Consider the following 16,375-nt stretch of genomic DNA (forward strand, 5'->3'; position numbering starts at 1 on the left):
CGATGCTGCTCGTCGTCGGCCAGATCGGTAAACCGCACGGCATCCGGGGCGAGGTCTCGGTGGTCGTGCGGACCGACGAGCCCGAGGAACGCTTCACCGCCGGGTCGGTGTTCATCACGGAGGTCCCCCGGGACCGCCGGGTGAGCGCCGGTCCGGCGGGCGCTCCCGATCCCGGTGCTCGTTTCGAAGTGCCCGAGCAACTCGTCCTCGAGTCGATCCGCTGGCATCAGGGCCGCGGCATCGCCGTCTTCGAGGGCGTCCACGACCGCAACGTCGCCGAGGCGTTGAAGGGCGTGTTCCTCCAGGTGGACAGTGCCGGTCTGGCGCCGCCGGAGGACCCGGAGGAGTTTCACGACCATCAGCTCGTCGGGCTGCGGGTGGAGTCGGTGGACGGTACCGAACACGGCACCGTGCAGCGGATCGAGCACGCCCCGGCCTCGGATCTGATCGTGCTCGCCAAGAAGGGCGGCGGGACGGCTCTCATCCCGTTCGTCACCGCGATCGTCCCGACCGTGGACCTGCCCGGCGGCCGGGTCGTCGTCGACCTCCCGGAAGGCCTGCTCGACCTGTGAGGGTTCTCCTGTGAGGGTTCTCCTGTGAAGGTCGACATCATCTCGATCTTCCCGGACTACTTCGCGCCGCTCGAGCTGTCGCTGATCGGCAAGGCGCGGACCACCGGGACGCTGAAACTCGCCGTGCACGACCTGCGCGCCTGGACGTCCGACGTGCACCGGACCGTGGACGACACACCGTACGGCGGTGGCCCCGGCATGGTGATGCGCCCCGAGCCGTGGGGTCAGGCTCTGGACGCGGTGGTGTCGCCGGACACCACCCTGGTCGTGCCGTCCCCGGTCGGCAAGCCGTTCACCCAGGCCGACGCCCATCAGCTCGCGGAGCTTCCCCATCTGGTCTTCGCGTGCGGCCGTTACGAGGGCATCGATCAGCGGGTGATCGACGACGCGGCCGCCCGGATGCCGGTACGTGAGGTGTCGCTCGGCGACTACGTGCTCTTCGGTGGCGAGGTCGCGGTCATCGTGATCATGGAGGCGGTCACCCGGCTGCTGCCCGGGGTGCTGGGCAACGCCGACTCGCTGACCGAGGAGTCGCATGCGGCCGGCCTGCTGGAGGCCCCGGTCTACACCAAGCCGGCGTCCTGGCGCGAGCGGGAGGTGCCGGAGGTGCTCCGCTCCGGCGATCACGGCCGGATCGCCCGCTGGCGGCGGGACCAGAGCCTGCTGCGGACCGCGACCCGGCGGCCCGACATGTACACCTCCTATCCCCCGGAGAACCTGAACAAGAAAGACCGGGCGACGCTCACCGAGGCCGGATTTCAGATCCCGCCTCCGCGTGTGGCAGAGTAGGGAGGTTGCCGTCTACGTCCCGCGCCGCGGGGTGTGGGCGAGGACTCTCCAAGCCTGATCAAAACCAGGGGTGGAGGGTCAGAATCACCCATCCGCGCACCGACTTCCGGTGCGCTACGAGTACGACGAGGATGCAGCGATGAACACGCTGGACGCTCTTGACGCCCAGTCGCGGCGCACCGACCTTCCCGACTTCCGGGCCGGTGACACGCTCAAGGTGCACGCCCGGGTCGTCGAAGGAAACCGTTCCCGTGTCCAGGTCTTCCAGGGCGTCGTGATCGCCCGCCAGGGCGCCGGTCTGCGCGAGACCTTCAAGATCCGCAAGATCAGCTTCGGTGTCGGCGTCGAGCGGACCTACCCGCTCAACAGCCCGGCGATCGACCGGATCGAGGTCATCACCCGTGGTGACGTCCGCCGCGCCAAGCTCTACTACCTGCGTGAGCTCCGTGGCAAGAAGGCCAAGATCAAGGAGCTTCGGGAGAAGCAGACCGTCTGATCCACTCGGTGCGGGGCGGCGGGCGCGGGCGAACTACGCTTGCGGCTGTGCCTGGCGCGCTGTAGGTGAACCTTTTCAGTCCTACCGCTCGTAAATTTCCCTAGCCGGGAAACTCGGGCGGTAGTGCTGTATCCGGGGGCGGTTCGGCCGGTAGGCGGCGGGAGATGCGAAGCGTGGATCCGATGGAAGGCTATCGGCCGTCTCGGCGGCGGCGGGCTGCGACGCGGCGTAAGGAGATGCCTCTCTGGCAGGAGTTGCCGCTTCTTCTGATCGTGGCGTTCTGCCTGGCCGTTCTCATCCGGACATTTCTGGTCCAGGCCTTCTACATCCCGTCGGGATCGATGGAGAACACCCTGGAGATCAAGGACCGGGTCCTGGTCAACAAGGTCGTCTACGACATGCGTGACCCGCTGCGCGGCGAGATCGTCGTCTTCCGCGGGACCGACGACTGGGCGCCCGAGATCACCGAGGCGGTCAGCAACACGTTCCTGGCGAAGCTCGGCCGCACCATCGGTGACCTGGTCGGTGTCAGCCGTCCCGGGGAGCGCGACTTCATCAAACGGGTGATCGGTCTTCCGGGCGACAAGGTGGCATGCTGCGACGCGCAGGGCCGGATCACCGTCAACGGGGTCGGCATCGACGAGCCCTACATCTCGGAGGGCTTCAATTCCGATCTGAGCCAGCCGCCGATCGCCGGGCAGTGCACCAGCCGCCGGTTCACCGAGGTGACCGTCCCGGAAGGTGAGATGTTCGTGATGGGCGATCACCGGTCGGTCTCCCAGGACGCGCGCTGCCAGGGGACCGTGCCGATCGAGAACATCATCGGCCGGGCCTTCGTGGTGGTGTGGCCCAGCGACCACTTCACCAGTCTCGACGTTCCCGACGTGTGGCGACAGTTCGCCGAGCAGTTCCCGACGGCCGCCGCCGCGCATCCCGTGAGGGCCCGGGAGGAGCGCCCGGCGGTCGCCACGGACGTGTTCCCCCTTCTGCTCGGAGTGGCGTTGTCCGCGCGTTCCGGCATGTCGTTCGTGACTCGACGACGTAGGCTCCGATCGTGATTGACGAGCAGACCGAAAAACGCAAGGGCTCCTTCTGGCGTGAGCTCCCCATCCTGCTGGGCGTGGCGATCCTCGTCGCCTACCTGGTTCGGGCGTTCGTCCTGCAGACCTTCTACATCCCCTCCCCGTCCATGCAGCACACGCTGGAGCTCTGGGACCGGGTGCTCGTCAACAAGCTGGTCTACGACTTCCGGGAGCCACGCCGCGGCGAGATCATCGTCTTCAAGGCGCCGGGCGCGTGGCAGTCCGGCGCCGACGGTGAGGACTTCATCAAGCGCGTCATCGGCCAGCCCGGCGACAACGTGGTCTGCTGCGACCAGCAGCAACGGCTCGTCATCAACGGCAAGTCCCTCGACGAGCCCTATGTCTACGTCGAGGCCGACGGCACCCGCAACCAGGTCGCCGATCAGAACTTCGACATCACCGTCCCGGCGGGCCGCCTCTGGGTGATGGGCGACCACCGTGAGGCGTCCGGCGACTCGCTGGAGCACTACGAGCAGAGCAGCGCGACCGACGAGGCCGGCAAGATCCAGGAGGCGACGATCCCGGTCGACTCGGTCGTCGGCCGCGCCTTCACGATATTCTGGCCGGTCGACCGGGCGACCTGGCTGACCGTGCCCGGCGAATTCGATTCGATCCCCGACGCTGGCAAGTAACCATCCGAGCATAGGCTTGGTCGCGTGACCGAGGTGATTGACCGCCGCGCCGGCCGGGTTCTCCTGGTCGATCTGGCCGGGCGGGTCCTGCTGCTGCACGGCGGCGACCCGGCTCGCCCGCGGCAGCGCTGGTGGTTCACTCCCGGCGGCGGCCTGGCGCCCGGGGAGACGGTCGCCGACGCCGCCCGCCGCGAGCTGTTCGAGGAGACCGGCCTGCGCATCGGCCCCGCCGAACTGGGTGGGCCGGTCCACCACGAGGTGACCGAGTTCTCGTACGACCGCCGTCAGTACCGTCAGGAGCAGGACTTCTTTCTGGTCCGGGTGGCCGACTGGCAGGTCGACACGGCCGGTATGGAGGAGGCCGAGCGGCTCACCATCACCGAACATCGGTGGTGGTCGGCCGCCGAGATCGAGGCGAGCACCGAGCAGATCTTCCCGGTCGGCCTGGCCGCCCTGCTGCGCCGGCACACCGTCGACGCCGTACCGGATGGAAGTTAGATGCTGGCCCCACCACGCACCGTGGTCCGCCGCGAGGCCGGGCTCTACGCGCTGGAGCAGGCGCTCCAGCGCCGCGGCTTCCGGCACGTGGCCGGCGCCGACGAGGCGGGCCGGGGTGCCTGCGCCGGACCTCTGGTCGCGGCCGCCGCGATCCTGCCCGAGGGCCGGCGCGGCGAGATCCCCGGCCTGGCCGACTCCAAGCTGCTCACCGCCGCCGCCCGCGACCGCGTCTACGACCACGTGGTCGCCAAAGCCCTGGCCTGGTCGGTGATGATCATTCAGCCGGCCGAGGTCGACGCTCGCGGCCTGCACGTCTGCAACCTCGCGGCGATGCGCCGCGCGCTGGCGTCGCTCACCGTCCGCCCGGAGTACGTGCTGACCGACGGCTTCGGAGTCGACGGCCTCGGCGTGCCCGGTCTCGCGGTGTGGAAAGGCGACCGGGTGGCCGCCTGCGTCGCGGCCGCCAGCGTCCTGGCGAAGGTCACCCGGGACCGGCTCATGATCGAGTTGGACGAGAAGTACCCGGACTACGGGTTCGCCGTGCACAAGGGCTACATAACCGAGGAGCACAGCACCGCGCTGACCAGGCACGGACCGTGCCCGGAACACCGGTTCTCGTATGTCAACGTCGCCGCCGCCTCCGGCCGCGGCAACCGGCCGCCGCGGGCCCGTCGTCCCGTTTCGTCATCCGTACCTTCTTTGTTCGACGATGTATCCGTTACCGAGCCGCTGCTGCTTCCGGAGGTGGCGGCGAGTACCGTCGGCGTGGCGTCGGGCGAGCAGCCTCAGCCGTCGCCGTCGGTGGGGGAAGATGAGGCCATGGAGGGCGAAGAACGATGAGCGCAGAGGATCTCGAGAAGTACGAGACCGAGATGGAGCTGCAGCTCTACCGGGAGTACCGCGACATCGTCCGCCAGTTCTCCTACGTGGTGGAGACCGAACGCCGGTTCTACCTGGCCAACCAGGTGGACCTGCACGTGCGCAACTCCGACGGCGAGGTATATTTCGAGGTCGAGATGCACGACGCCTGGGTGTGGGACATGTATCGTCCGGCTCGCTTCGTGAAGAACGTGCGGGTGATGACGTTCAAGGACGTCAACGTCGAGGAGCTGGAGAAGCCGGACATCTCGCTGCCGGACGACGCCGGCTTCGGCGGCTGACGGTAATCCACAGTTCGCGGTCGTCCACAGGGGCGGCCGCGCGAAGCCGGTCGAACGGGCAGGCTCTCCGGCATGTCCGGGCTCGCCGCTCTCCTGTCGTTCCTGCTGTCCCTCTCGCCGTCCGGCCACACCTGGCCGGTCACATCACCGTCGGTGCTGCGGCGCTTCGACCCGCCGCCACAACCCTGGCTGGCCGGGCATCGCGGGGTCGACCTGGCCGCGCCCGCCGGCGCGGTGGTGCGGTCCGCGGGCGCCGGCGTCGTCGTCTACGCACAACGGCTCGCCGGCCGCGGTGTGATAAGCGTCTCCCACTCCGACGGGCTGCGGACCACCTACGAGCCGGTCACCGCCACCGTCACCTCGGGTGAACCGGTCGCCGCCGGGCAGCCGATCGGCGCGCTCGAGCCCGGCCACCCCGGCTGCCCCCGAACCGCCTGCCTGCACTGGGGCCTGCGGCGCGGCGACCACTACCTCGACCCGCTCACCCTGCTCGGGCTCGGCCGGGTCCGGCTCCTGCCGCTCACCTCTGCATCTCCCTGAGCAGCGCGGGCAGCCGCTCGGCCAGTTGGTGGTACTCCTCCGGCCGGTTGTAGATCTGCGCGCTCAACCGCAGCAGCCCGCGACCGCCCCACGCGTTCACCGCCACCTCCGCGGCCAGCTTGTCGGCGATCCGCAGCCGCAGCTCGTAAGCCTCCGGGTGGGTGGTGGCCAGCCCGGCCGGCAACGGCACCACCCGCATGGCCACCCCCGGTCCACCCGGGCCGGGCAGATCGGCGGGCGCGACACCGAGCGCCGCACCGACAACCCGTTGACCGTAGGCGGCGAGCGCCGCGTTGTGCTCCCGGACCGCCTCCGGACCGAGCGTGCGCAGCGCGAAGATCCCGGCCGGTGCCGCCAGCCACGACGTGTAGTCGATCGTCCCCTGGAACTCCACCGACAACGGAAACCCCTGATCGTGCTCCCACGACACCACGAGCGGGTCGATCCGGCGCCGCCACGGCGGGGCCACGTTCAGCAGGGCGGTCCCACGCGGCGCCCAACCCCACTTGTGCAGGTTGCCCACCCAGAAATCGGCGCCGATCGCGCCCACGTCCACCGGCAGCATCCCCGGCACGTGCGCCGCGTCCACCAGCACCGGGATGTCGAGCTCACGGGCGGCGGCGGCGATCTCGCGTACCGGGAAGAGGGCCGCCGTCGCCGACGACAACTGGTCGATCACCAGGAGCCTGGTCCGGCCCGGCCGCAGCGCCGCCCGCACCCGGGCCGTGACCTCCGCCGGCGCGGCGCCCAACGGGATCGCCACCGTCCGCGCCGTCGCCCCCGACCGCCGGCACTGCCGCCGCACCGCCATCGTCACCGCGCCATAGGCGTGATCGGTGAGCAACACCTCGTCGGCCGGCCGAAGCCCCACCGACTGGAGGATCAGCGAGACCGCGGCCGTCGTGTTCGGCACCAGGGCGCTGCCGTCCGGGTCGGCGCCGAGGAACGCGGCCAGATGGCGCCGGGTGTGGACGACCCGGTCCAACAGCCCACTGCCGTAGAACCGCAGCGGATTCGCCTCCACCTCGTCCCGCAGCCGCTGCTGGGCCCGCTGCACGCTGATCGGAAGCGCGCCGAACGAGCCGTGATTCAGATAGGACACCGACGGATCCAGCGAGAAGAGAAGACGGGCGCCCGGAATGGGTCGCGGCTGCTCCGGGGTGGTCATCAGATCTCTCCCGTGGATACTCCGGCTCTCAGCTCACGGCCGGGTTGGTGACGCTTCGGATCGTACGATGTCAGGCCCGCGGGTGCGCCTGCCGGAAAGCCTCCCGCAGCCGCTCCGTCGACACATGGGTGTAGATCTGGGTGCTCGCCAGCGAGCTGTGCCCCAGCAGCTCCTGAACGGCCCGCAGATCAGCGCCACCGTCCAGCAGATGCGTGGCAGCCGAATGCCGCAGATCATGCGGGCGGGTGTGCGGCAGCCCCGCCGCCCGTGCCGCGCCCGCCACGATGCGCCGTACCACCGTCGGCTGGAGGCGGCCACCCTTCACCCCGAGAAAAAGGGCGTCCCGGCTGCCCCGGTCCACCAGCTCCGGTCGGCCCCGGCGCAGCCACTCCTCCAGCGCCCGGCGAGCCGGATGCCCGAACGGCACGGCCCGCTCCTTGGCGCCCTTGCCGAACACCCGGACCACCTGCCGTGCGTGATCGACATCGGCTCGGTTCAGGTTGCAGAGCTCGCTCACCCGTACGCCCGTCGCGTAGAGCAACTCCAGAACGGCGCGATCCCGGATCTCGAGGGCGCCGCCACCCGCCGCGGATCCTTCCGCCCCGCCTTCCAGGTGGGCCTGCCCGCTTGCGGCCGCGTCACCGTCCGTACGGCTTCCGGCGTCGCCGTCCACGGCCGTGTCACCGTCCGTGCGGCCGGGGCTGGAGTCGCCGTGCCGGCTGCCCGGGCTGGAGTCGCCGTGCCGGCCGCCCGGGCTGGAGTGGACGGGTGTGCTGCCCGGGCTGGGTGTGTTGCTCGGGCTGGAGTCGCCGGCTGTGCTGCTCGCATTCGGGTCGCCGGGTGGGCTTCGGCGCCTGGATCGGCCGGGCGTGCCGTCAGGGCTGCTGTCGCTGCGCCCGCTGCCCGGGCTCGATTCCTCGGATCGCCGGTATCGGCCCGGGGCGGAGGTCACCAGGGTCGCGGCCTGGTCGGCGCGGAGCACCGTCGGCAGGTTGCGATGCGCCCGCGGAGTCGCGAGCTGCGCGCCCGGGTCAGCGGGGGCGCGCCCGCTGCGATGGGCCCATCCGGTGAAGGCGCGGGCCGCCGCCGCGCGCCGCGCCTGGGAGGCACGGGCGGCGCCCGACCCCATCCGGGCCGCGAGCCATCCCCGCAACAGCGTGATGTCCAGCTCCGCGACGCTGGATCGGCCCTCGACGGCGGCATGGTCGAGCAGGGACACCACATCCCCCGTGTACGCGCGCACGGTGTGCTCCGAACGGCCCTCCACCACCGCGAGGTGCCGGCTGAACTCGTCCACCGCCTCGCGCAGCCCTCTGGGCAGTCGCTCATGCATGTCACGGATCCCCATCACCCCTGACCGTCCACCGGCGGAGAGGCGACGTCAAGCTCCCCGCCACGGTGCGTGTCATCGGATTCCTCCGTGGATCGGGCGTTGGAACCGAACGCGGCCCACCCCACGGCCGGGCTCCGCGCAACTGCCTGCTCAGCCGGTGGCCGGTCAGTTGGCTGTCCGCGCTGTCTCACGCCCGTTTGAGACAGCGCGGACCAGCCGGTGTGGAGCGCCGGCTGGTACCCGGACACTCCCGTCTTCGGCGACGGCTCCGCAGGACGGGTGTGTCCGTCCGCGGGTGGCGATGCGCTGTAGCAGATCTTGCTCAGCTGGTCGTGAGGGCTGTCTCGGAGCGTCTGAGGCAGCGCCCACGACCAGCCAGAACCGCCCGGCTGGCGCTGCGGGTCGTTCTCAACGGTGCTGTGACGGCAGTGACGACCGGCCGAACAGGATCAGCCAAGATCCGGACAGTCACCGCAAGGCCGTCCGTACCTGCCTCCGCACCTGAAATGAGTACCCGGACAGCAGGTCGAGTGGCCGGGAGGGGGCCGGTGACTTTCGGGTGGGCGGCCGCCGGCCGGGTGCGATTCCGCCGCCCGGCCGGGGCCGGAAGGGTGAAAGCCGGCGGCTATCGGGTGGGTGGCCGGTTGCGCGCCCAGGAAATGAAGCGCTCGTAGAGGTTCAGCGGCGCGGGCTCGCCATGGGCCGTGAAGTCGTCGAGGGCGTCATACATCTGCGCCGACAGATAGATCTTCAGGAGCGAGGGGAAGTCACTGTATTCGGCCAGCAGGCGTGTCCGCGCTTCCAGGCACGGCCACGGCTCCCCGCAGATCCGGCAGAGCCAATCAGGACGGGCATGCAGATGTTCCGGCTCTTGTGCTGTGGACAAGCGTTCCCCCGAAGGTTCGGCATTGGTTGCGGTGTCTGGTTCGCGGCGGTCTTCCGTCGGAGCGGGCCCGTTTCTCGCGGCGTAGGTGTGCGAGGAGGGGCAGTGGGCGTAGCCGGGCATGGCGAGGCGTGCGGTGGGGTCCCCGTACGTCGCGGCGTGGGTGGATCCGCAACCTCGTGATCAGCGGGCGTGCGTTGGGATCATGGGCGTGCGTCGGCCAGTGAGGTGCCGGCGGGTGAGGACAGCGCCTCACGGCTCGGCTGAGCCGCGACGCGTGCGGGAAGCGAAGCCGCGTGCCGTGGTACGGCAGTGGCCGGCGCCGCGTGCCGTGCGGGAGGAGGCCACGAGGCGCGTGTCGCGGCTGTGAGAGCGGTGCGACGCGCCCTGGAGGGCCACGCATCACGCGGCCTCGACCGCGGCAGCGAGATCTTCGAGCGGTTGTTCCCGCGCCTGGCCCGGTCTGCTCAGGAGACCGCCTCTCCGACGGACCGGGCACCCGCCCGTCTCCGGTGCCGTCGTGTCGATGGCGCCGCCCACCGGTCACCCACTCGTGAGGGCCACGGCTTCCGGGGCGAGGGAATCCGATCGAGTGGTGATGCCGCCGTCGGGGGAGTGCTCACTGTGACCGGACCGCTCCGGGAACGCGGGCCGCGCTCCTATGTGGCCGACGTCCCGTGGCCGCGACGCCGGCGGCGGGTGGGCCGTGAGCCGGTGCGGTGCTCCTGGGCCGGAGTGAGCCGGCCGGCCCGCCCGATGTCGGACTCCGGGCCGGAGGTGCGCGGGGGAGGTTGAGGACCGGGCGTCCCTTTCGCCTCGGGGCGGGCGGCCCTCGACCGGTAGAGCCCCGGGCCACCCTGTGGTGGCGGCTCCGGGGCGGGCGGCCGGGGCGGGTAAGGCGGTTGCGGCAGCGGTGGGACGCGGTCGATGCAGGGCGCGGGAAGGCCGCATATGCAGCGACGCCACATGGTCCTCCAGTCACGTCGATGGCGGGGATGATGGGGTACCGGGCCGGTTGTCTCATGACGCGTAGGCATGCGACCACTCTACTTGTCTGATGCCAACCTGCTTCTTAACAAGTTGGAGTTTGACTAATTGACCCGCGCCTACGGTCGATCATGTGGGAGTGAAGCCGATCCGACTCATGGGCGCGCACGAGATCCGTATCCGCCTGGGTGGTGTCAGTCGCCAGCGGGCGTACCAGATCACCAGCCGCGCGGACTTTCCGAAACCGGTCGCAGACCTGGCGCAGGGCAAGGTCTGGCTGACCGAGGATGTCGAGGCCTGGATGAAGGTGCACCGCCGTGACCTGGACGAGTCTGAGGACTGACCCGTCCGGTCGCGTGCCGTGACCTGATCGCCGGCTCGTGCGCCGGCCGCCGTGTCCGCGGCGGCCGGCGCGCTCGACGAGCCGGCCCCAGGCATGCCCTCCGGACGGTGACGGGATCGTTGAACGTCACTGCGCCGGAGGGCTCTCAGGTGCGCCCGCAGATCCCGGCGAGCGGCCGCGGTGCGGGGGATAACTCCGGAAAAGTCGCTAGGTGCACGTGGGCGTGGCGCTCACTCGTCAGAGTGACGGGCCGGTCGCCGACCGGGTGAGAGCGCGAATCCGTCTCCGGTCCGGACCACCAATCCGGCCATCTCCAGCAGCGAGAGCCGCCCCAGCACGGTCCGCAGACTCAGCCGGGCGCCGGCGGCGAGTTCCTCCGGAGTGGCCGACCCGCGTGCCGGAACCGACTCCAGGATCAGCGCCGACTCCTCGTCCAGGCTGTCGTGCCGGCGCTCCGGGCCGCGTGGTGGGTCCGCCAGGTACTCGCCGATCCGCCCGACCTCCTCGAGCACATCCGTCGCGCAGGTCACCACCCGGGCGTACGGATGGGTGCGCAGGATCTCGTGGCAGCCGACCGACATCGCCGACGTGACCGGGCCCGGCACCACCATCGCGGGCCGGCCGAGAGCCAGCACCCGGCTCATCGTCTGGGCCGCGCCGCTGCGAGCCGCCGCCTCCACCACGACCGTGCCGGCGGTGGCCGCGGCGATCACCCGGTTGCGGATCAGGAAGCGGTGCCGGAACGGTTCGGCGCCGATCGGCCACTCGCTCACCAGCAGGCCCTGCTCGGCGATCTGCTCGAACAACGCCGAATTCCCCGCCGGATAGGGCCGGTCCACACCACAGGCGAGGACCGCCGAGGTCAAGCCGTCGCCGGCGAGCGCACCGCGGTGAGCGGCCGCGTCGATGCCGAAGGCTCCCCCGGAGACGACGGTCCATCCCTGGCGGGCGAGCGAATACGCCATCTCGCCGGTGACGTGTGTGCCGTACGCGGTGGCGGCCCGGGCGCCGACGATCGCGACCGACCTCTCCAGGGTCTCGCCGAGGGGCGGCCCGCCGCGCACCCAGAAACAGAGCGGTGGCCGGGTGTCCTGATTGACTCGGCCGCCGGTGTCGAGCTCCAGCGTCGCCAGCTCGTCGACCCGGGTGGGCCACTCGTCGTCTGCGGGGACGACGAGACGGGCGCCGAGCCGGTCCGCCCGCCGCAGGGCGATCTCGGCCAGCCGGCGCGGGTCACCGGATCTGAGCCGGGCGCTGATCGCGGCGCGCAGGCGGGTGCCCGGGATGTCGCCGCTGAGCAGCCGCTCCAGTGCGTCCGGCGCTCCGGACTGCTGCACGAGCGTCCACACCGCCCGGTCGCCGGGCTCGGCGAGCCAGGTGAGCGCGGCCCGGGCGGCCCGGTCGGCCGGACCGCCCGGCTCACCCCGGCCGCTCATGCCGGACATCCCGCGGCGAGCACGAACAGGAGCACGGCCCGGGCGGCCCGGTCGGCCGGACCGCCCGGCCCACCCCGGCCGCTCATGCCGGACATCCCGCGGCGAGCACGAACAGGAGCACGACGGCGGCGAGGAGCGCCGCCCGGCCGAGAGCGCGAGCACGCCCGGCGAGGAGGTTCATCTCAAACTCCGAAAGGGGATCGTCCGACGCGGCGAACAGGCCGTCCGCCGGGCGGGAACCGGTAGGTGAAAAGGAACGGGACAATCAGGCGGTCGCGTGGGCGCCCGGCTCGCCCATGCGCAGCTGGTACGCCACGCAGACGTCCGCCGCCACCGGCCGGTCGCGCCCGTCGAGGTCGGCGAGGGTCCAGGCGAGCCGCAGGCAGCGATCGAAGCCGCGCGCCGACAGCACGCCGGTCTCCAGGGCGTCGTGCAGGACGGCCGTGTCGCGGGACGGCAGCCGCCACGGTGGCCGCCGCAGCCGGTGACCGGGCACCTCGGCGTTGACCCGCCACCCGCCGGGCGCCCACCGGTGCTCGGCGGCGGCCCGGGCCCGCGCCACCCGGGTGGCGACCACCGCGGACGACTCGGCCGGCTCGGCGGCGACGGTCAGCTGGACGGCCCGAACCGGCATCAGGTGGATCTTCATGTCGATCCGGTCGAGCAGCGGCCCGGACAGCTTGCCCAGATAGCGGCGGCGGACCAGAGGAGTGCACTGGCAGGCGTGGTCCCCCGCCGGGCTGGCACAGGGGCAGGGGTTGGCGGCGACGATCAGCTGGGCGCGTGCCGGGTACTCCGTGGTGCCGCGGGCCCGGGACAGCACCACCCGGCCGCTCTCCAGCGGCTGCCGGAGCGCCTGGAGCGTGGCGCGGCTCATCTCGGGCACTTCGTCGAGGAAGAGCACACCCCGGTGGGCGAGGCTGATCGCGCCCGGCCGGATCAGCCCGGACCCGCCGCCGACCAGGGCGGCCAGTGACGAGCTGTGGTGCGGCGCCTGGAACGGTGGCCGGCGGATCAGCCCTCCGTCCGGCGGCAGCACACCGGCGATCGACTGGAGGGCGGTGACCTCGAGGGCGGCGTCGTCGTCGAGCTCCGGGAGGATGGACGGCAGCCGTTCGGCGAGCATCGTCTTGCCGGATCCGGGCGGGCCGAAGAGGGCGAGGTGGTGGCCGCCCGCGGCGGCGATCTCCAGGGCGTACCGGCCGGTCCCCTGCCCGGCCACGTCGGCGAGGTCGGGGCCGGGCGGCTCCGCGGCCTCCGGCGCGGTCGGCGGGTCGAGCAGCGGGCCGGCGCCGCGGGCGAACGCGACGAGACCCTGCAACGTGTCGACGGCCCGGACGGTGACGCCCGGCACGACGCTCGCCTCCAGGGCGTTGCCGGCCGGCACGATGACCCGGGTGATCCCGGCCCGGGCCGCCGCCGCGACCATCGGCAGCACGCCACGGACCGGCCGAACCGTGCCGTCGAGCCCGAGCTCGCCGAGCAGCGCCACCCGGTCGAGCGGGGCGGCCGGCAGCTCGCCCGCCCCGGCCAGCACCGCCGCGGCGATCGCCAGGTCGAACGCGCTGCCGTGCTTGGGCAGGGCGGCCGGTAGCAGGTTGACCGTGATCCGCCGGTTGGGCCAGTCCTGCCCGGAGTTCACCACGGCGGCGCGGACCCGGTCGCGGGCCTCGTTGAGGGCGGTGTCCGGCAGGCCGGTGAGCACCAGGGTGGGCAGGCCGGCGGAGAGGTCCGCCTCGACCTCGACCAGGTGGCCGGCGACCCCGACGAGGCCGACGCAGAGGACGCGGGCGTAGCTCATGTCGCCACCTCCGCTGCGCCTCGGCGTCGCCACGAGTGCGAACCTGAGCTCCGGCGTCGCCACGAGTGCGAACCTGAGCCGCGGGATTCGCTCACAAGCTCGTTCATCGGAACGCGTCCCGGATGTGCACGAGCCGGGCGGCGCCGCGTGGTTGCGGCAGGACTTCCACCACGTCGAAACGGACGCGCTCCGCACGTACCCCCGCTTCGGTCAGCCAGCGGGCCGCCAACTGGCGCAACTTGCGCACCTTGCGGTGACCGACCGCTGCCGCCGGTGGACCGAAGGTCGCCGTGCGGCGGGTCTTGACCTCGCAGAAGACGAGGTCGTCGCCGTCGCGCAGGATGAGGTCGACCTCGCCGTCGGCGCAGCGCCAGTTGCGTTGCAGGAGCACCAGGCCGCTGTCCTGGAGGTGCCGGGCGGCCAGCCGCTCGCCGTAGGCGCCGACCGCTCGTCGCTGAGTCGTCATGACGGCACCGTGGCACCGATCGCGGGCCGGCAGAACGCGCACTGTGGGTTCCGCGGCGATGTGGATGACGCTCAGCGATCCGCCGGAGTGTGATAAGGCTGCCGGAAACGACATACGCCGCGGATCCGGCCGGTGGTGGGGCGGCGGCCGAGGGCGGACCGGCCCGGCGCGGGCCCTGGCGTATGCTTGTCGACGGCGACCGCCCAAGCGGTCGACCTCGCGCGCCCTCCGAACGTGCCGTGATCTGGATCACCCAGAGTAGCGGTCGTCGGCGGTGGCCCTCCCTGGTCCCGATCTTTCGGGCCCGATCGTGGCCGCCGACCGGGCGCCAGGACGCCCACCGCCGGTGAGCGTGACAACCAGGGAAGATCAGGGAGCCCCACCATGGCCGTCGTGACCATGCGTCAGCTGCTGGAGAGCGGTGTTCACTTCGGACACCAGACCCGGCGCTGGAACCCGAAGATGAAGCGCTTCATCTTCACCGAGCGCAACGGCATCTACATCATCGACCTGCGCCAGACCCTCGACTACATCGAGAAGGCGTACAGCTTCGTGCGGGACACCGTCGCCGAGGGTGGCCACATCCTCTTCGTCGGCACCAAGAAGCAGGCGCAGGAGGCCATCGCCGAGCAGGCGACCCGGGTCGGCCAGCCGTATGTGAACCACCGCTGGCTCGGCGGCATGCTGACCAACTTTCAGACGGTGTACAAGCGTCTCCAGCGGATGAAGGAGCTCGAGGCCCTGGGTGACCTGAGCGGCACCGCCGCCGGTTACACCAAGAAGGAGACCCTCCAGCTCTTCCGGGAGAAGACCAAGCTCACCAAGACCCTCGGTGGTCTGCGTGACATGACCAAGACGCCGTCGGCGATCTGGGTCGTGGACACCAAGAAGGAGCACATCGCGGTCGACGAGGCCCGGAAGCTCAACATCCCGGTCATCGCGGTGCTGGACACCAACTGCGACCCGGACGAGGTCGACTTCCCGATTCCGGGTAACGACGACGCGATCCGCTCGGCCGAGCTGCTGACCAAGGTCATCGCGGCTGCCGTCGCCGACGGTCTGATCGCCCGTTCCGGCCGTGGCCGCGGTGGCAACGCCGACGAGAAGCCCGAGGCGGGCACCGTGGCCGCCGGCGAGCCGCTGCCCGAGTGGGAGCGGGACCTCTACGAGGGCGCCGAGAAGAAGGCCGAGGAGCCGAAGGCCGAGGAGCCCAAGGCTGAGGAGCCGAAGGCCGAGGAGCCGAAGGCCGAAGAGCCGGCCGCCGCCGTCCCCGCCGAGTAACTCGACCGACTGACATCGAGAGAAGAGTCATGGCTAACTACACCGCCGCGGACGTGAAGAAGCTCCGCGACCTCACCGGTGCCGGCATGATGGACTGCAAGAAGGCGCTCGAGGAGTCCGAGGGCGACTTCGACAAGGCCGTCGAGTTCCTGCGCGTCAAGGGCGCCAAGGACGTCGGCAAGCGGGCCGGCCGGACCGCCGCGAACGGCATCGTCAGCCACTCGGGCGGCGCGCTGCTCGAGCTGAACTGCGAGACCGACTTCGTCGCCAAGACCCCGGACTTCGTGGCCCTGGGTCAGCGTCTGGTCGAGTTCGGCGAGGCCAACAAGATCGCCGACGCCGCCGCTCTGCTGGCCGCGTCGATCGAGGACGGCAAGACCGTCGCCGACCTGGTCCAGGACTACGCCGCCAAGATCGGCGAGAAGATCGTGGTCAACCGCTTCACGATCGTCGACGGCACCGTCGCGGTCTACCTGCACCGCAAGGCTCAGGACCTGCCGCCGCAGGTCGGCGTCCTGGTGCAGTACACCGGCAAGGACGACGAGACGGCCGACTCGGACGCCCGTCAGGTCGGTATGCAGATCGCCGCGATGCGGCCGAAGTACCTGACCCGCGATGAGGTCCCGGCCGAGGTCGTCGCGACCGAGCGCCGCGTGGCCGAGCAGACCGCTCGCGAGGAGGGCAAGCCCGAGCAGGCAATGCCCAAGATCATCGAGGGCCGGGTGAACTCCTTCTTCAAGGACTTCGTCCTGCTCGAGCAGGCTTCGGTCGTCGACAACAAGAAGACGGTCAAGCAGGTCGTCAGCGAATCCGGTATCGAGGTAACCCGCTTCGTCCGGTACGAGGTCGGCCAGGAGTAAGGCGAGTAACGCTGTGACACGGGAGGTCGGGTACGCGATTGAGCGCCC

General features: G+C 71.1%; 18 protein-coding genes. 12 read left to right on the forward strand and 6 right to left on the reverse strand.

Annotation, left to right across the window (positions count from 1 at the left end):
• Nucleotides 1-5 precede the first annotated feature (5 nt).
• The 9 genes from rimM to AB0I88_RS19595 all read left to right on the forward strand — a co-directional run bounded on the left by rimM (nucleotide 6) and on the right by AB0I88_RS19595 (nucleotide 5,769).
• The gene (rimM, locus tag AB0I88_RS19555; protein WP_361026146.1) at nucleotides 6-572 is read left to right on the forward strand and encodes a ribosome maturation factor RimM; all 567 of its coding nucleotides are present in this window, start codon (nucleotides 6-8) and stop codon (nucleotides 570-572) included.
• A 24-nt stretch (nucleotides 573-596) separates the two neighbouring features.
• Nucleotides 597-1,361 carry a tRNA (guanosine(37)-N1)-methyltransferase TrmD gene (trmD, locus tag AB0I88_RS19560; RefSeq protein WP_361025985.1) on the forward strand — a complete coding sequence of 255 codons (765 nt, stop codon included), beginning with the start codon at nucleotides 597-599 and terminating at the stop codon, nucleotides 1,359-1,361.
• A gap of 139 nt (nucleotides 1,362-1,500) precedes the next feature.
• Nucleotides 1,501-1,857: a 50S ribosomal protein L19 gene (gene rplS / locus AB0I88_RS19565; protein WP_361025988.1), complete on the forward strand. Its 357-nt coding sequence runs from the start codon at nucleotides 1,501-1,503 to the stop codon at nucleotides 1,855-1,857.
• Between the two features lie 164 nt (nucleotides 1,858-2,021).
• On the forward strand, nucleotides 2,022-2,915 hold the full coding sequence (gene lepB, locus AB0I88_RS19570) for a signal peptidase I (RefSeq protein ID WP_361025991.1): 894 nt from the start codon (nucleotides 2,022-2,024) through the stop codon (nucleotides 2,913-2,915).
• Nucleotides 2,912-3,571, forward strand: a complete 660-nt coding sequence (lepB, locus tag AB0I88_RS19575) for a signal peptidase I (RefSeq protein WP_361025994.1) — start codon at nucleotides 2,912-2,914, stop codon at nucleotides 3,569-3,571. Before lepB (AB0I88_RS19570) ends, lepB (AB0I88_RS19575) begins: the two co-directional genes overlap by 4 nt.
• Before the next feature lie 24 nt (nucleotides 3,572-3,595).
• Nucleotides 3,596-4,069, forward strand: a complete 474-nt coding sequence (locus tag AB0I88_RS19580; protein ID WP_361025997.1) for an NUDIX domain-containing protein — start codon at nucleotides 3,596-3,598, stop codon at nucleotides 4,067-4,069.
• Nucleotides 4,070-4,909: a ribonuclease HII gene (locus AB0I88_RS19585; RefSeq protein ID WP_361026000.1), complete on the forward strand. Its 840-nt coding sequence runs from the start codon at nucleotides 4,070-4,072 to the stop codon at nucleotides 4,907-4,909.
• Nucleotides 4,906-5,229, forward strand: coding sequence for a DUF2469 domain-containing protein (locus tag AB0I88_RS19590; RefSeq protein WP_014447123.1), 324 nt, complete (start codon nucleotides 4,906-4,908; stop codon nucleotides 5,227-5,229). The genes AB0I88_RS19585 and AB0I88_RS19590 overlap by 4 nt, the downstream gene beginning before the upstream one ends.
• A 72-nt stretch (nucleotides 5,230-5,301) precedes the next feature.
• Nucleotides 5,302-5,769, forward strand: coding sequence for a M23 family metallopeptidase (locus tag AB0I88_RS19595; RefSeq protein ID WP_361026003.1), 468 nt, complete (start codon nucleotides 5,302-5,304; stop codon nucleotides 5,767-5,769).
• Here the strand turns inward: AB0I88_RS19595 and AB0I88_RS19600 are convergent.
• The 3 genes from AB0I88_RS19600 to AB0I88_RS19610 form a co-directional block, all read right to left on the reverse strand.
• The gene (locus tag AB0I88_RS19600) at nucleotides 5,750-6,937 is read right to left on the reverse strand and encodes an aminotransferase class V-fold PLP-dependent enzyme (RefSeq protein WP_361026006.1); all 1,188 of its coding nucleotides are present in this window, start codon (nucleotides 6,935-6,937) and stop codon (nucleotides 5,750-5,752) included. The genes AB0I88_RS19595 and AB0I88_RS19600 overlap by 20 nt on opposite strands.
• A gap of 70 nt (nucleotides 6,938-7,007) precedes the next feature.
• Nucleotides 7,008-8,270, reverse strand: a complete 1,263-nt coding sequence (locus AB0I88_RS19605; RefSeq protein ID WP_361026009.1) for a tyrosine-type recombinase/integrase — start codon at nucleotides 8,268-8,270, stop codon at nucleotides 7,008-7,010.
• 625 nt (nucleotides 8,271-8,895) lie between these two features.
• The gene (locus AB0I88_RS19610) at nucleotides 8,896-9,276 is read right to left on the reverse strand and encodes a hypothetical protein (RefSeq protein ID WP_361026012.1); all 381 of its coding nucleotides are present in this window, start codon (nucleotides 9,274-9,276) and stop codon (nucleotides 8,896-8,898) included.
• Between the two features lie 1,021 nt (nucleotides 9,277-10,297).
• Between AB0I88_RS19610 and AB0I88_RS19615 the strand changes: the two genes are divergently transcribed.
• The gene (locus AB0I88_RS19615) at nucleotides 10,298-10,483 is read left to right on the forward strand and encodes an AlpA family phage regulatory protein (RefSeq protein ID WP_052164533.1); all 186 of its coding nucleotides are present in this window, start codon (nucleotides 10,298-10,300) and stop codon (nucleotides 10,481-10,483) included.
• Between the two features lie 230 nt (nucleotides 10,484-10,713).
• On the opposite strand, the gene dprA is transcribed toward AB0I88_RS19615, so the two are convergent.
• The 3 genes from dprA to AB0I88_RS19630 form a co-directional block, all read right to left on the reverse strand.
• Nucleotides 10,714-11,919, reverse strand: a complete 1,206-nt coding sequence (gene dprA / locus AB0I88_RS19620; protein WP_361026015.1) for a DNA-processing protein DprA — start codon at nucleotides 11,917-11,919, stop codon at nucleotides 10,714-10,716.
• A 265-nt stretch (nucleotides 11,920-12,184) separates the two neighbouring features.
• A complete protein-coding gene (locus tag AB0I88_RS19625; protein WP_361026018.1) occupies nucleotides 12,185-13,720 on the reverse strand; it encodes a YifB family Mg chelatase-like AAA ATPase in 1,536 nt (511 codons plus the stop codon).
• Nucleotides 13,721-13,823: 103 nt separating this feature from the next.
• Nucleotides 13,824-14,186 (reverse strand): YraN family protein, encoded by a 363-nt coding sequence (locus tag AB0I88_RS19630; RefSeq protein WP_361026021.1) that lies wholly within the window; start codon nucleotides 14,184-14,186, stop codon nucleotides 13,824-13,826.
• A 384-nt stretch (nucleotides 14,187-14,570) separates the two neighbouring features.
• On the opposite strand from AB0I88_RS19630, the gene rpsB reads away from it, so the two are divergent.
• Together rpsB and tsf are read left to right on the forward strand one after the other, a co-directional pair.
• Complete coding sequence (gene rpsB, locus AB0I88_RS19635) at nucleotides 14,571-15,467, forward strand: 30S ribosomal protein S2 (RefSeq protein WP_361026024.1); 897 nt, start codon at nucleotides 14,571-14,573, stop codon at nucleotides 15,465-15,467.
• Between the two features lie 29 nt (nucleotides 15,468-15,496).
• Nucleotides 15,497-16,327, forward strand: coding sequence for a translation elongation factor Ts (tsf, locus tag AB0I88_RS19640; protein ID WP_361026027.1), 831 nt, complete (start codon nucleotides 15,497-15,499; stop codon nucleotides 16,325-16,327).
• The last annotated feature ends 48 nt before the right edge of the window (nucleotides 16,328-16,375 follow it).

The sequence above is a fragment of the Actinoplanes sp. NPDC049802 genome, from assembly GCF_040656595.1.
Taxonomy (GTDB): domain Bacteria; phylum Actinomycetota; class Actinomycetes; order Mycobacteriales; family Micromonosporaceae; genus Actinoplanes.